This window comes from Oerskovia sp. Root22 (assembly GCF_001429135.1).
Taxonomy (GTDB): Bacteria; Actinomycetota; Actinomycetes; order Actinomycetales; family Cellulomonadaceae; genus Oerskovia; species Oerskovia enterophila.
In genome coordinates, this window is sequence record NZ_LMIL01000009.1 from 42,296 (window position 1) to 55,956 (window position 13,661).

At 72.9% G+C, this 13,661-nt stretch carries 10 protein-coding genes and 1 riboswitch; of the genes, 6 read left to right on the top strand and 4 right to left on the bottom strand.

Annotation, left to right across the window (positions count from 1 at the left end; genetic code table 11):
- Window positions 1–80: 80 nt before the first annotated feature.
- On the bottom strand, window positions 81–2,717 hold the full coding sequence (locus ASE15_RS10665; protein WP_056763292.1) for an endonuclease/exonuclease/phosphatase family protein: 2,637 nt from the start codon (window positions 2,715–2,717) through the stop codon (window positions 81–83).
- Window positions 2,718–2,904: 187 nt separating this feature from the next.
- Here ASE15_RS10665 and ASE15_RS10670 point away from each other — a divergent pair, with 187 nt between their 5' ends.
- From ASE15_RS10670 to ASE15_RS10690, 5 genes are all read left to right on the top strand, one after another.
- Window positions 2,905–4,443 carry a CoA-acylating methylmalonate-semialdehyde dehydrogenase gene (locus ASE15_RS10670; protein ID WP_056763295.1) on the top strand — a complete coding sequence of 513 codons (1,539 nt, stop codon included), beginning with the start codon at window positions 2,905–2,907 and terminating at the stop codon, window positions 4,441–4,443.
- 101 nt (window positions 4,444–4,544) lie between these two features.
- A complete protein-coding gene (locus tag ASE15_RS10675) occupies window positions 4,545–5,915 on the top strand; it encodes an aspartate aminotransferase family protein (RefSeq protein WP_056763298.1) in 1,371 nt (456 codons plus the stop codon).
- A gap of 101 nt (window positions 5,916–6,016) precedes the next feature.
- Window positions 6,017–6,850: a nitrilase-related carbon-nitrogen hydrolase gene (locus tag ASE15_RS10680; protein WP_056650364.1), complete on the top strand. Its 834-nt coding sequence runs from the start codon at window positions 6,017–6,019 to the stop codon at window positions 6,848–6,850.
- A gap of 83 nt (window positions 6,851–6,933) precedes the next feature.
- Entirely contained in the window at window positions 6,934–8,370 is a 1,437-nt protein-coding gene (hydA, locus tag ASE15_RS10685; RefSeq protein ID WP_056763300.1) for a dihydropyrimidinase, read from the top strand.
- Between the two features lie 16 nt (window positions 8,371–8,386).
- Window positions 8,387–9,517, top strand: coding sequence for a TIGR03842 family LLM class F420-dependent oxidoreductase (locus ASE15_RS10690; RefSeq protein ID WP_056763302.1), 1,131 nt, complete (start codon window positions 8,387–8,389; stop codon window positions 9,515–9,517).
- Between the two features lie 19 nt (window positions 9,518–9,536).
- Here ASE15_RS10690 and efeB read toward each other — a convergent pair whose 3' ends face one another.
- The 3 genes from efeB to efeU are packed head-to-tail and all read right to left on the bottom strand — an operon-like array spanning window position 9,537 to window position 13,025.
- Window positions 9,537–10,919: an iron uptake transporter deferrochelatase/peroxidase subunit gene (gene efeB / locus ASE15_RS10695; protein WP_056763303.1), complete on the bottom strand. Its 1,383-nt coding sequence runs from the start codon at window positions 10,917–10,919 to the stop codon at window positions 9,537–9,539.
- 13 nt (window positions 10,920–10,932) lie between these two features.
- On the bottom strand, window positions 10,933–12,153 hold the full coding sequence (gene efeO / locus ASE15_RS10700; RefSeq protein WP_056763306.1) for an iron uptake system protein EfeO: 1,221 nt from the start codon (window positions 12,151–12,153) through the stop codon (window positions 10,933–10,935).
- Window positions 12,150–13,025 carry an iron uptake transporter permease EfeU gene (efeU, locus tag ASE15_RS10705; RefSeq protein WP_056763308.1) on the bottom strand — a complete coding sequence of 292 codons (876 nt, stop codon included), beginning with the start codon at window positions 13,023–13,025 and terminating at the stop codon, window positions 12,150–12,152. Before efeU ends, efeO begins: the two co-directional genes overlap by 4 nt.
- 240 nt (window positions 13,026–13,265) lie before the next feature.
- Window positions 13,266–13,333, top strand: a riboswitch (guanidine-III (ykkC-III) riboswitch).
- Window positions 13,334–13,346: 13 nt separating this feature from the next.
- Here efeU and ASE15_RS10710 point away from each other — a divergent pair.
- Window positions 13,347–13,661, top strand: a complete 315-nt coding sequence (locus tag ASE15_RS10710; RefSeq protein WP_056763309.1) for a multidrug efflux SMR transporter — start codon at window positions 13,347–13,349, stop codon at window positions 13,659–13,661.

Below are 13,661 nucleotides of genomic sequence, written 5' to 3' on the forward strand. Positions count from 1 at the left end.
GCGTGCGTCGCCGTCGGGCACCTCGCCGTCGCGTGCGACGGGGACGGGCCGCTGCCGTGACGGCTGCGGCTCGTCCGCCCCTACTCCTGCTCCGTGCCGCTCGGCCGGACCACGGCGACGAGCGGGCGGTGGTCGGACCAGGCGACGTCGAGCACCGTGACGCGCTGGAACTCCAGCCCCGCGCCGAACACCCAGTCGATCCGGTGGGCCGGCGCGTCCGCGGGCGAGGTCAGGGCGCCGGGGTTCCCGACGTCGTCCTGCCCGCTGACGAGACCGTGGGACTCGACGAGGTCGATCTCCTCCCAGCCGGGCTCGGCGTTGAGGTCTCCCGCGAGCAGGTACGGGCCCGTCACGGGCTCGGCCGCGAGCAGCGCGTCGAGCTGGTCGAGGCGTGTCGGGGTGTTCGCCTCGCGGTGCTGCAGGTGCACCGAGGTCACCCGGACGCCGTCGGGCCACGAGGTGTCGCCGTCCACGGGCGTGAACGTGGCCGAGACGGTCGAGCGGTTCTGCGGACCGGCGCCCAGCGGCAGCGCGAGGCGCGCGACGTCGCTCGCCGTGACCACGTCGGGGTTCCACAGGATCGCGTTGCCGAACTGGCGGTCGGCCGCACCCACGAACTCGACCTCCAGCCCCGTCTCGCGGGCGAGGTAGGACGCCATGTCCACACCGCCCCCGAGCACCCAGCCGCGGGAGACCTCCTGGAGCGTCACGACCTGGGCGCCCGAGTCGCGGACGATCGCGACGACCTCGTCGAGGTCGACCGACGGTGTCGCGCTCACGCCGTAGTGCAGGTTCCAGTCGAGCACCGTGAGGCGCTGCTCGCATTCGGCCACCGCGACGGCGGCCGCGCTCGTGGAGACGAGCAGCGCGCCGGCAGCGGCCAGGGCCGCGACCGCCGCGGTGACGGGCAGGGAGATGCGCAGCCCCGGTGCGGGCGCGTGGGCCGCGTCGGCTGCGGCGCCCGCGGCTGTGCCGGCTGCCTCGGGGAGGTCGGCCGGACCGCCGCGTGCACGGCGCAGGCCCGCGACCGCGAGCACGACCGCGACGGCGACTGGGACGGTCGCGTTGGGCACGGGCAGGGGGACGTCGTAGTCGAGCTGGTAGACGAGCAGCGGCAGGATCAGGCCCAGCCCGACGGCGGTGCTCGCCCCGGCGAGGCGCGCCCACCCGAGCTCGTGGGCGGGTCGGGTCAGGGCGTGGCGGACCGCGTCGGTCGCGGTCGCCGCGAGCCCCACGACGCACACCAGCAGCGCCCAGCCGAGCGGCGACGAGACGTCCTGCGTGCGCCCGGGCACCAGGAACAGCACCGCGGTGAACGCGGGCAGCAGCACGAGCGAGACCCAGCGGCCCGTCGAGGCCAGGGCGCGAGCGGCGGGTGTGCTCGTCCCGGCGACGCCCCAGAGCGGGAGCAGCCCGACGACCAGGGCCGTGACGGCGACCGCTCCACCGGCCACGGGCAGCGAGAGGCCGGTCTGCGACGCGACGAACGCGGGGTTGCCGAAGACCATGACGCCCAGCGCGAGGTAGGGCCCGAGCACCCACAGGCCGCGCGAGCCCGGGGTGGCGGGGTCGCGACGCAGGAGCCAGGCCGCGACCACTGCCACGCCGCCGAGGACGACCGGCGCGACCCAGCCGAGCAGGTCGGTGCGCCAGTACGCGTCCCACGTGCCGTGCAGCAGGCTGACCCCGGCCGCGCCGAGGATCCCGAGGCCGATGCCCATCGCGACCATCCGGCCGTTCGCCGGGCGCGGCGGGCCCGCATGGCTGCCGTCTGGCTCGGTCGAGGGATGAGGCCGGGTGCCGCTCGCGAACCCGGCGACCAGGACGACGGTCGCGACCGCGAGCGCGGCGCCCCCGAGCCCGAGCCCGTACCGGGCCGTGCCGAGCCAGGAGCCCGAGGCGGCCGCGATCCCGAGTCCTTGCAGGCCCAGGCGCCACACCACGAGCGCGACGACGGCACCGACGACGACGCGACCGTTCACGGGCAGGCGGGCCGCGACGATGGTCACCGCGAGGGCCGGCGCGGCGTAGGTGACCAGTGCCGTGACCGCGGCCGTGACGACCCCCGAGGTGAACGCGTGGTCCAGCAGGGGCCCGCTCGCCCGGATCATCTCGACCGCGAGCGCGGTGACCACCGTGAGGAGCAGCAGCCTCGCCGCGTTGCCGCGTCCGAGGCTCGCCACCCGGCGTGCGGCGTGCGCGATCTGGCGGCGCGTCGTGTGCGGTGCGGTGCCCGAGGTCGCGGGGCCTGCCGAGGATGGAGGCTCGTCACGGGCGGTCTCCGTCGAGGGGGCGCGCGAGGCGTCGTCGACCGGGTCCGGGGTGGTCGTCGGCACGGTCGGCATGACAGGTGCTGACGTCACCGAAGGTGCGGACCGCGCCGAGGACATCACGCTCGACGGTGCCGGCAGGGGTGCCGGCGGGTTCGACGGTGCCGGCGCGAAGCGCGCGTCGGCCTGCGGGGCCGTGGGGGCGGTGTCGGGCGAGGCGGCCGGCGCGACCTGGCCGATCGCCGCGGTGTGCGTGGGGACGCGGTGCACCGTGCTGTCCGACCGCCGGGCCAGGTCCGCGAGCTCCGCGGCGCGCTGGGCGGCGCGACGCTCGGCCCGGGTCGCGGGTGTCGAGGGCGCGTCCCGCGGTGCGTCCGTGGCAGGGGGAGCGGCCGAGGCCGGCGGGTCGTCCGGGAGGTCGGTACGGGTGCGGTGGTCGTCGGTCACGGCCCGACGGTACTAGGGGCCGCTGACGCGGTTGTGGGGGACGCGCGACGTTCACAGGTCGCTCACCACCTCCCACGGCCGTACTGTGATCCGGATCACAGAAACAGGGCGATCGTGCCACACTGAGAAGCAGTCGTCGACGACCCGGGCCACCGCTCACCGAGCCACGCCCGGGAGGGAGGCCAGCATGACGAGCACCGTCCCCGCCCCGCCTGCCGGGGTGGTCGGCCACGTCGTCGGGGGCCGCCCCGTGCGAGAGGCCGAGAGGTTCGGCCCGGTCCACGACCCCGCCACGGGGCGCGTCACGGCGCACGTCGCGCTGGCCTCGGTGGACGACGTCGACCGGGCCGTGGCCGCGGCGCTCGCGGCCTTCCCGGGCTGGTCCTCGACGGGGCTGTCCCGGCGCGTCGAGATCCTCTTCGCGTTCCACGAGCTCCTGCGCTCGCACCGCGACGAGATCGCGCACCTGGTCTCGGCCGAGCACGGCAAGGTCGTGAGCGATGCCGAGGGCGAGGTCTCGCGCGCGCTCGAGAACGTCGAGTTCGCGGCGGGGATCCCGCACCTGCTCAAGGGCGGGTTCAGCCAGCAGGTCGCCACGGGCGTGGACGTCCACGAGGTCAAGCAGCCGCTGGGCGTCATGGCGGGCATCACGCCGTTCAACTTCCCGGCCATGGTGCCCCTGTGGATGATCCCGACGGCCATCGCGTGCGGCAACACGTTCGTCCTCAAGCCCAGCGAGCGAGACCCCTCGGTCTCCCTGCTGCTCGTGCGCCTGCTCGCGCAGGCGGGGCTGCCGGACGGCGTCGTCAACGTGGTGCAGGGCGACCGGGTCGCGGTCGACCGGCTCCTGGAGCACCCCGACGTCGCGGCGGTCAGCTTCGTCGGCTCGACGCCCGTCGCGCGGCACGTCTACGAGACGGGCACGAGCCACGGCAAGAGGGTCCAGGCCCTGGGCGGGGCGAAGAACCACCTCGTCGTCCTGCCCGACGCCGAGCTCGACGCCGCGGCGGACGCTGCGGTCTCGGCGGGGTACGGGTCCTCGGGAGAGCGGTGCATGGCGATCTCGGTCGTGGTCGCGGTCGGTGAGATCGGCGACCGGCTGGTCGAGGCGATCCGGACGCGCGTGGAGGGGCTCGTCGTCGGGCCGGGGAACGACCCCACCTCCCAGATGGGGCCGCTCATCACGGCCGAGCACCGCGACCGCGTCGCGTCGCGCGTGCAGAGCGCGCTCGACGAGGGTGCGAGCCTCGTCGTGGACGGACGCGCGGGGCCGCCCGTGGCCCCCGGGGCCGACGGCGTGGACGTGAGCGGCGGGTTCTTCCTGCGACCCAGCCTGGTCGACCACGTGCTGCCCGAGCACACCGTGTACCGCGAGGAGGTGTTCGGCCCCGTGCTCTCGGTCGTCCGCGTCCGGACGTTCGACGACGCGCTGCGCCTCGTCAACGAGAACCCCTACGGCAACGGGGCGGCGATCTTCACGCGCGACGGAGGCGCGGCCCGACGCTTCGAGGTCGAGGCGCAGGCCGGGATGATCGGGATCAACGTGCCCATCCCGGTGCCCGTCGGCTACTACTCGTTCGGGGGCTGGAAGGGCTCGCTGTTCGGCGACTCGCACATCTACGGACCCGAGGCCATCCACTTCTCGACACGGACCAAGGTCGTGACGTCGCGCTGGCCCGACCCGGCGACGAGCGCGATCGACCTCGGCTTCCCCCGGAACAGGTGACCCCACGTGACCGCACGCGACGGCAGGTGGAGAAAGGCATCGGCGGCGACCGTGCGACCCGGCGTGGGGAGCGGGCCGATGACCGGACGGAGGACCGGCGCATGACGGACGAGGTGACGGGCACGGGGCGGCGCGACCGCGAGGACGCCCACGTCTTCTACTCGTGGTCGGCCCAGGAGCTGATCCACCCCGTGACCGTCGCGGGCGGCGATGGGGCCTGGTTCTGGGACACGGACGGGCGCCGCTACCTGGACTTCGCGTCACAGCTGATCAACCTCAACCTCGGGCACCAGCACCCCGCGCTCGTGGGCGCGATCCAGGAGCAGGCCGGGCGTCTCGCGACGGTCGCGCCGTCGTTCGCGAACCCGGTCCGCAGCGAGCTCGCGCGGCTCGTCGTCGAGCGCGCGCCGGGAGGCGCCGACGGCGGGCTGACCCGCGTGTTCTTCACCAACGGTGGCGCCGACGCGGTCGAGAACGCCGTGCGGCTCGCACGTCGCCACACGGGGCGCCAGAAGGTCCTGGCGGCCTACCGCTCGTACCACGGGAACACCGGCACGGCCGTGACGGCCACGGGGGACCCTCGCCGCTGGCCGAACGAGGTGGACCCGGGCGTGCGGCACTTCTTCGGGCCGTACACCTACCGCTCGGCGTTCGGCGCCGCCGACGACACCGAGGAGTGCGTGGCAGCGCTGCGCCACCTGCGCGAGGTCGTCGAGCTCGAGGGCCCCGCGACGATCGCGGCGATCCTGCTCGAGACGGTCGTGGGGACCAACGGCGTGCTCGTCCCGCCCGACGGCTACCTCGCGGGCGTCCGCGAGCTGTGCGACGAGCACGGCATCCTGTATGTCGCCGACGAGGTCATGGTCGGGTTCGGTCGCGTGGGCGAGTGGTTCGCGGTCGACCGCTGGGGGGTGGTGCCGGACCTCGTGGTCTTCGCCAAGGGAGTGAACTCCGGGTACGTGCCGCTCGGCGGCGTCATCATCTCCGAGCGCGTGGCCGCGAGCTTCGACCATGCTGCGTTCCCCGGCGGCCTGACCTACTCGGGGCACCCGCTCGCGTGCGCGCCGGGCGTCGCGAGCATCCGGGTCTTCGAGGAGCAGGGGATCCTCGACCGCGTCCGCACGCTGGGCGAGAAGGTGATCGGCGCGCGCCTGCGTGACATGGCAGCCCGCCACCCGAGCGTGGGGGAGGTGCGCGGGCTCGGGTTCCTGTGGGCGATCGAGCTCGTCCGTGACCCCGCCACGCGCGAGCGCCTCGTGCCCTTCCAGGGGACGGCTGCCCAGAACGCGCCCATGGCGCAGGTCGTCGCGGCCGTGACGGCGGGCGGCGTCTGGCCCTTCCCCCAGGTCAACCGGTTGCACCTCGCCCCACCGCTCGTGACGTCGGTCGAGGACCTCGAGCACGGCCTCGACGTGATCGACGCCGCTCTCGACGTCGCCGACCGGTACGTCGTCGACCCCTCGCCCACCTGACCGCACCCGCCCTCCGAGGCGGTGGGCCCGGCCGGACCAGCCGGACCGCCACCCGCAGGAGACCCGCCGACCCAGCAGCCACACAGACCCGAGGAGAACCCATGATCGTGCGAGCCGCCCTCACCCAGGTCCGCTGGACCGGCGACCAGGAGTCCATGCTCGCGGCCCACGAGACGTTCACACGTCTGGCCGCGGACCAGGGGGCGAAGGTCATCTGCTTCCAGGAGGTGTTCAACGCTCCCTACTTCCCCCAGGTCGAGGACGCCGCGTTCTACTCCTACGCCGAGCCGGTGCCGGGCCCCACGACCGAGCGTTTCGCGGCCCTCGCCCGAGAGCTGGGCATCGTGATCGTCCTGCCCGTGTACGAGCTCGAGCAGCCCGGGATCCTCTACAACACCGCTGCCGTGATCGACGCCGACGGCAGCTACCTGGGCAAGTACCGCAAGACCCACATCCCGCACCTGCCCGGGTTCTGGGAGAAGTTCTACTTCCGCCCCGGGAACCTCGGCTACCCCGTCTTCGACACCGCGGTCGGGCGGATCGGGGTCTACATCTGCTACGACCGGCACTTCCCCGAGGGGTGGCGGGCCCTGGGCCTGGCCGGGGCGACCGTCGTGTTCAACCCGAGCGCCACGAGCCGCGGCCTGTCGAACTACCTCTGGAAGCTCGAGCAGCCTGCGGCGGCCGTGGCCAACGAGTACTACGTCGGGGCCATCAACCGGGTCGGGTTCGAGGAGCTCGGGTCGAACGACTTCTACGGCACGAGCTACTTCGTGAGCCCCGAGGGAGCGTTCGTGGGGGAGACGGCAGACGCCTACGAGGAGGAGCTCGTGGTCCGCGACCTCGACCTCGACCTGCTGACCGAGGTCCGCAACCGCTGGCAGTTCTACCGCGACCGCCGCCCGGACGCGTACGGCCCGCTGACGGCGCCCTGAGCCGAGGGCCCCGAGCAGGCACTTCGTCAGCTCGGAGCCGGCCCCCGCACAGAAGACCGACCGAGGAACGAGAGGACCGCACCATGGCACTGACCCTCATCACGGGTGGCACCGTCGTCGGGCCCACGGGGCGCTCGCGCGCCGACGTCCTGCTCGACGGTGAGCAGGTCGCCGCGCTCGTGCGCCCGGGCGACACGACGCTCGGCGTGGACCTCGCCTCGGTCGCGGAGACGGTGATCGACGCGACCGGCAAGTACGTGATCCCGGGCGCGGTGGACCCGCACACCCACATGGAGCTGCCGTTCGGCGGCACGGCCGCCTCGGACACGTTCGAGACCGGGACGCGCGCCGCGGCCTGGGGAGGCACGACGACGATCATCGACTTCGCGGTCCAGCGCACCGGGGAGCGGGTCCAGGACTCGCTCGCCGCCTGGTTCGCCAAGGCCGAGGGGAACTGCGCCGTGGACTACGGGTTCCACCAGATCCTCGGCGGGGTCGACGACGACTCGCTCAAGGCCATGGACGAGCTCGTGGCCGAGGGCATCACGAGCTTCAAGCTCTTCATGGCCTACCCCGGGGTGTTCTACAGCGACGACGGCCAGATCCTGCGGGCCATGCAGAAGGCCGCGACCAACGGCTCGATGGTCATGATGCACGCCGAGAACGGCATCGCGATCGACGTCCTCGTGCGTCAGGCCCTCGACCGCGGCGACACGGCCCCCTACTTCCACGGCACCACGCGCCCCTGGGAGACCGAGGAGGAGGCCACGCACCGCGCGATCATGCTCGCGCGGCTCGCGGGCGCCCCGCTCTACGTGGTGCACATGTCGGCCAAGCAGGCCGTGGCCACGCTCGCCCGGGCCCGCGACGACGGCTGGAACGTGTTCGGCGAGACGTGCCCGCAGTACCTGTACCTCTCGCTCGAGGAACAGCTCGGGGCGCCCGGTTTCGAGGGAGCCAAGTGGGTCTGCTCGACCCCGCTGCGCTCGCGGGCCGAGGAGCACCAGGACGAGCTGTGGCGCTACCTGCGCACGGGCGACCTATCGGTCGTGAGCACCGACCACTGCCCGTTCTGCTTCAAGGAGCAGAAGGAGCTCGGGCTCGGCGACTTCTCCAAGATCCCCAACGGGATCGGCGGCGTCGAGCACCGCCTCGACCTCGTGTACCAGGGCGTGGTCGAGGGGAAGATCTCGCTCGAGCGCTGGGTCGAGCTGTGCTGCACGACGCCGGCGCGCATGTTCGGGCTGGGCGACCGCAAGGGCGTGCTCGCCCCGGGGGCCGACGCCGACGTCGTGGTCTACGACCCCGCCGGGCACACCTCGATCGGCTACCCCTCGGACGGCAACGGCAAGACCCACCACATGAACATGGACCACTCCGCGTGGGAGGGCTTCGAGATCGACGGGCACGTGGACGTCGTGATCTCGCGCGGAACGGTCCTGATCTCGGACGGCGAGTACCACGGGCACCGCGGGCACGGTCGGTACCTGCGCCGCAGCACCTCGGCCTACCTGCGATGACGGGCGGGAACCAGCCATGACCGCGGCGGGCACCGCCGAGCGCCTCGACCTGGGCGTCGTCCTGCAGACCAACCCACCCGCCTGGCGTGTGGTCGACCTCGCGCGCCGCGCCGAGCTCCACGGGTTCAGCCACGTGTGGACGTTCGACTCGCACCTGCTGTGGCAGGAGCCGTTCGTCATCTACTCCCAGATCCTGTCCGCGACCCATCGCGTGACCGTGGGGCCCATGGTCACCAACCCCGCGACGCGCGACGTGACCGTGACCGCCTCGCTCTTCGCGACCCTCAACGACATGTTCGGCAACCGCACCGTCTGCGGGATCGGTCGCGGGGACTCCGCGGTCCGGGTGACCAACGGCAAGCCCGTGACCCTGGCCGAGCTGCGGGCAGCGGTCACGACCATCCGGGGGCTCGCCGGCGGGCAGTCGGTCGAGTACCACGGCACGACCCTGCACCTGCCCTGGGCACCCGACAGCCGCACCCCCGTGTGGGTCGCGGCGTACGGCCCGCGCGCCCTGGCGCTCGCGGGCGAGGTCGGGGACGGCTTCATCCTCCAGCTCGCCGACCCCGACATCGTGGCCTGGTCGATCGACGCGGTGCGCCAGGCCGCGGAGCAGGCCGGCCGCGACCCGGCCGAGGTGACGATCTGCGTGGCCGCACCCGCGTACGTGACGGGAGACTCGGCGTCGGGCACAGGTACAGGCATGGGTGGGAGCGCGGGCGGGCGGTCGCTCGCCCACGCCTACGACCAGTGCCGCTGGTTCGGCGGCATGGTCGGCAACCACGTCGCGGAGATCGTCGCGCGCTACGGGGCGGGGGAGAGCACGGGCACAGGGCCGGGCGGCGACGCGGACCCCCGCATCCCTCGTGCCCTGACCGACTTCGTGGCCGGGCGCGTCGACTACGACTACAACGAGCACGGGCGCGCGGGGAACACGCACACCGCGTTCGTGAGCGACGAGATCGTGGACCGGTTCTGCCTGGTCGGGCCGCCCGAGCGGCACGTCGAGCGGCTGCTCGAGCTCAAGGCGCTCGGCGTCGACCAGTTCGCGCTCTACCTCCAGCACGACGCGAACGACGAGACGCTCCAGGCCTACGGCGAGCTGGTCCGTCCCGCGGTCCAGGAGGCGGGCCGGGTCCGCGGGTGACGCCCCGGCCCGGGCGGGGTCAGGCGAACAGCTCCTGACCCACGAACGCACCCTGGTCCCCGCCCAGCGTGGCCCCCTCGGCGACCCCGCGCGGGACGGCCCAGATCCCCGAGCCGGTGTGCCGCAGGTACTCGCTCATGAGGTCGTGCTTGGCGAGCGCGTTCTGCATGGGCACGTACTGGGTCGCGGGGTCGCGCACGTACGCGAGGAAGAACAGCCCAGCGTCGAGCCGGCCCAGTCCGTCCGAGCCGTCGGTGTAGTTGTAGCCGCGGCGCAGCATGCGCGCGCCGCCGTTGCTCGTGGGGTGCGCGAGGCGCACGTGGGACGCCGGGTCGATGAGGGGGACACCCCCGCGGCCCGCGGCCTCGAAGTCGGGCTCGGTGCGCTCCTCGCCGCCGGACAGCGGCGCCCCCGAGCCCTTGGTCCGCCCCACGATGGTCTCCTGCTCGCGCAGGGGAGCGCGGTCCCACGTCTCGATCGTCATGCGGATGCGGCGCGCGACGAGGTACGAGCCGCCCGCCAGCCAGTCGGCCCCGTCGCCCGGCGCGACCCACACGTGCTCGTCGATCGCCGAGGACTCCTCGGACGTGATGTTGGCCGTGCCGTCCTTGAAGCCGAACAGGTTCCGGGGCGTGGGCTGCGCGGTCGTGGTCGAGGACGTGCGCCCGTAGCCGAGCTGGCTCCACCGCACCGACGCCGTCCCGAACGCGATGCGCGCGAGGTTGCGGATCGCGTGGACCGCGACCTGCGGGTCGTTCGCGCACGCCTGGACGGCGAGGTCGCCGCCGCAGCGCGCGTCCTCGAGCATGTCGCCCGGGAAGTGCGGCAGGTCGGCGAGGAGGTCGGGCTTGCGCCCGTCGAGGCCGAAGCGGGCAGAGCCGTCGGCGGCCGTGAAGAACGAGGGGCCGAACCCGAACGTGATCGTCAGCCCGGAGGCCGGCAGCCCCTCGGCCTCGCCCGTGTCGTCCGGCGGCGCGTCGTACGGACCGGACATGGGGCCGAACTCCCCGGCGGGCAGGCCCTGCGTCATGCGCGAGGCCGCGAGCGTCCAGGCGCGCAGCAGCGCGACGACCTCGTCGCGGTCCTGGGTCGTGACGTCCCAGGTCGCGAAGTGCAGGCTGTCCTGGACCGGGGTCGTGATCCCCGCCTGGTGCTCGCCCAGGAACGCGAACGCTCCGTCCCCCTCGGCGGGGCCCGCGCTCGGCGCGGTGTCGCTCGCCGAGGCCGTGGCGCTCCCCGCGAGGAAGCCCCCGGCGAGCCCCGCACCGGCCAGCCCGACGCCGGCCATCCCCAGGACGGCGCGCCGCGAGATGCGTCGCGCCTCGTGCGCGGGTTCGGCAGGTCCCGCCGGGGCGCCGGGCGAGGAGGGGCGGGAGTCGGGCTGGTCGGGCGAGGTCGTCATGGTGCGTCGGTCCTCAGAGCACCACGGCGGCGGTGAGCTGCGAGAGCGGCTCGCTCAGCGAGTCCACGGCCTGCGAGAGCGCCTTGACCTGCTCGGGCGTGAGGTCGGTGTAGAGCACGAACCCGTCGCCCTGCCTCTGCTCGTCGAGCAGGCCCTGAAGGGCCTGGAAGCGCTCGTCGAGCGTCGTGGCGAGCTTCTCGTCCTTGGCCGAGACCACGTCGCGCAGACCGTCGTAAGCGACCTTGGCGCCGTCGACGTTGGCCTGGAAGTCCCACAGGTCGGTGTGCGACCAGATCTCCTCCTCGCCCGTGACCTTGCCCGTCGCGACCTCGTCGAGCAGGCCCTTGGCGCCGTTGCCGATCGCGGGCGCGTCGATGCCGCCCGCGAACGACGCCTCGTGCGTGCGGTCGAAGAGCTCCTGGGTGTCCGCGAGGAGCTGGTCGGCGTACTGCGTGCGCTGCTCGGGCGTCAGGGCCACGTAGGTCTCGCCGCCGTTGGCGTCGGGCGCGGGCTGCCACAGGTCCTTCTCGAGCAGGTGCCAGCCGGTCCACTCCTGGCCCTCTTCGAGGTCGGCCTCGCGCAGGTCCATCTTGGGGTCGAGGTCACCGAACGACTCGGCCACGGGCTCGATGCGCTCCCAGTGGACGCGCACCGGGGCGTAGAGGGCCTTGGCCGCCACGTCGTCGCCCGCCTTGTACGCGGTCACGAACTCCTGGGTGCCCTCGAGGAGCTGCTCGGTCTGGTCCTTGACGTACGCGACGTAGTTGGTCGAGGCCAGGGCGATCTGGTCGGCGACCGCGCCCGTGGGCTCGACGTCCTTGCCCGAGTCGGTCACGGTGAAGTCGGAGCGGATGCCGTCGCCGATCATGCCGGGCTTGCAGGCCGTCACGTACTGGCCGGGCTTGGCCGTGAGGACCAGGTCGCGGCTGATGCCCGGGCCGATGTTCTCGACCTCGGACACGATCCGCAGGCCGTCCTCGGCGAGCAGGTAGAACTCGGTCACGTCGTCGCCCGTGTTGGTCACGCTGAAGACGATGTTGCCCGACGGCGCCTCGGCGGCCGAGAGCGTGCACGCGTCGGCCGAGGAGTCGACCGTGAGCTTCGCGGAACCGTCCGCGGCACCGGTCGCACCGGCAGCGGGCGGGTCGTTGGGCGTGCAGGCGGCCAGGGCGGGGACGAGCAGTGCGACGGCGAGCAGCGGCGCTGCGACGCGGGTGGCCCGTGAGCGGGTCATCGGTTTCCTCCGGGAGTCGTGACGATGGTTGCCGGGGTGCTGGCCTGCGCGGGGGCACTGCTGCGAGGCGCGCTGAACCAGACGGTCCGGACGAAGAAGAACAGCGTGGGGACGAGGTAGAGCCACCAGGCGGCGAGCTCGAGCCAGGTGGTCGCGGGGGAGAAGTTGAAGACGCCCTTGAGGACCGTGCCGTACCAGCTCGAGGGCGGGATCTGCGCGCTGACGTCGAACGCCAGGTTGTGCAGCCCGGGCAGGACGCCGGCCTCCTGGAGGTCGTGCACGCCGTAGGAGAGGACCCCTGCGGCGACGACGATCAGGAACAGGCCGGTCCAGGCGAAGAAGACGCGCAGGTTGAGCTTGACGGCACCCTTGTAGACGGCCCAGCCGAGCAGGACGGCCACGGCCAGCCCGAGCACGGCTCCGAGCAGCGGCTTGGTCGTGGTGCCCGTGGCCTGGGCACCGGCCCACAGGAAGAGCGCGGTCTCGAGGCCCTCGCGCCCGACGGCGAGCAGCGCCATGACGACCACGGCCCACTTCCCGGCCGCCACGGCGTCGTCGAGCTTGTGCTGCAGATCGGTCTTGAGGTGCCGGGCGGTCTTGCCCATCCAGAAGATCATCCACGTGATGAGTCCGACCGCGACGATCGACAGCGTGCCGCCGATGGCCTCCTGGGCCTCGAACGTCAGCCCCTGCGGGCCGTACGTCAGGGCCGCGCCGAAGCCGATCGAGACGGCCACGGCGATGCCGACCCCGAGCCAGAGGTACGGGAGCAGGTCGCGCCGACCGGTCTTGACCAGGTAGGCGACGAGGATGCTGACGACGAGCGCGGCCTCGAGGCCTTCACGCAGGCCGATGAGGAAGTTGGCGAACACGGGAGTCCTTCGACGGGTCGCGGGGCGGGGGAGCCCGGGAGCCGGAGGCCGGGGCGGCCGGTGGTCGCAGCGGTGGGGCCCGGCCGACTTGGGACTCGCGTCCTAGTTTGGTAAGGCTTGCCTTCCTCCGCGAGAACAGTACTCCCGTCGCCCGGGTGCGGGAACCGGAGTCCGCGTGACCTGTCCCACACGACCTGGATCCTCTCACTGGCCGCAGCGGCGCACTCTTGGTACACTGGTACCAAGTTCCTCCGACGAGGAACGCGCGGACGAGGGAGCAGTACCCGCACGGACAAGACTGACTCAGAGGGGTTACTTGTCATGGCTTGGGTTGTCCTCGTCCTCTCCGGGATGCTGGAGGCCGTCTGGGCGACGGCGCTGTCCGCATCGGAGAACTTCACGCGCAAGCGACCGACGGTCGTCTTCGCCCTGTCCCTGACGCTGAGCATGGTCGGTCTCGCCTGGGCGATGACCTCGCTGCCCACGGGTACCGCCTACGCGGTGTGGGTCGGCATCGGCGCCACGCTCACGGTCGTCTGGGGATTCTTCACCGGGGCCGAGCGGTTCACCTGGATGCGCGGGCTGCTCCTGGTCCTGCTCGTCGGTTCCGTGGTCGGCCTCAAGGTGGTGAGCTGA

Excerpts from the sequence above, each read along its gene's own strand:
- efeO (WP_056763306.1), bottom strand. The coding sequence starts at position 12,153 with ATGACCCGCTCACGGGCCACCCGCGTCGCAGCGCCGCTGCTCGCCGTC.
- hydA (WP_056763300.1), top strand. The coding sequence starts at position 6,934 with ATGGCACTGACCCTCATCACGGGTGGCACCGTCGTCGGGCCCACGGGG.
- efeB (WP_056763303.1), bottom strand. The coding sequence starts at position 10,919 with ATGACGACCTCGCCCGACCAGCCCGACTCCCGCCCCTCCTCGCCCGGC.
- ASE15_RS10670 (WP_056763295.1), top strand. The coding sequence starts at position 2,905 with ATGACGAGCACCGTCCCCGCCCCGCCTGCCGGGGTGGTCGGCCACGTC.
- ASE15_RS10680 (WP_056650364.1), top strand. The coding sequence starts at position 6,017 with ATGATCGTGCGAGCCGCCCTCACCCAGGTCCGCTGGACCGGCGACCAG.
- ASE15_RS10690 (WP_056763302.1), top strand. The coding sequence starts at position 8,387 with ATGACCGCGGCGGGCACCGCCGAGCGCCTCGACCTGGGCGTCGTCCTG.
- ASE15_RS10675 (WP_056763298.1), top strand. The coding sequence starts at position 4,545 with ATGACGGACGAGGTGACGGGCACGGGGCGGCGCGACCGCGAGGACGCC.
- ASE15_RS10710 (WP_056763309.1), top strand. The coding sequence starts at position 13,347 with ATGGCTTGGGTTGTCCTCGTCCTCTCCGGGATGCTGGAGGCCGTCTGG.